Source organism: Bradyrhizobium sp. LeoB3, assembly GCF_055456055.1.
Genome location: NZ_JBVBEF010000351.1, coordinates 1 through 630, shown reverse-complemented (window position 1 = coordinate 630; position 630 = coordinate 1). Strand labels below are relative to the sequence as shown.

At 60.8% G+C, this 630-nt stretch carries 2 protein-coding genes; both read left to right on the top strand.

Going from position 1 to position 630, the window contains the following annotated elements:
• A partial coding sequence (locus ACZXDY_RS46280; protein WP_464350068.1) for a dioxygenase family protein occupies positions 1–324 on the top strand: 324 nt, incomplete at its 5' end.
• A partial coding sequence (locus tag ACZXDY_RS46275; protein ID WP_464350067.1) for a dioxygenase family protein occupies positions 325–630 on the top strand: 306 nt, incomplete at its 3' end.

Sequence of the window (630 nt, the reverse complement as noted above, 5' to 3'; positions counted from 1 at the left end):
GACGCGTCCGGCTACTACAAATTCGTCACCATCAAACCCGGCGCTTACCCTTGGGGCAATCACTACAACGCCTGGCGGCCGGCCCACATCCACCTCTCCGTGTTCGGCCGTTCCTTCATCTCGCGGCTCGTCACGCAGATGTATTTCCCTGGCGATCCCTTGTTTGCGTTCGACCCGATCTTCAATTCGGTGCCGAACGAGGAAGCGCGTGCGCGAATGGTCTCGTCCTTTGATCTGGAGAACACACAGCCGGAATGGGCGCTATGCTACCGCTTCAATATCGTGCTGCGCGGCAGGAGCGCCACACCCATGGAGAACGGTTAATTGCAAGACAAAGACAAAGGTATCACGCCCTCGCAGACGGTCGGCCCGTTCTTCGAATATGGTCTGACGCCGAACGGCCAACGCGACTGGAACAAGGCCTTTGCCGGCAATCTAGTGACGCCCGATGCCTCAGGCGAACGGGTTCGCATCGAAGGTCGCGTGTTCGATGGCGATGGCCAGCCGGTGCCGGACTGCATGTTGGAAGTCTGGCAGGCCGACAGCCAGGGTCGCTTCGCCGATCCGCAGGACAAGCGCGCGCTGCCGAACACGAAATTCCGCGGTTTCGGCCGCGTCGGCACTGATGCC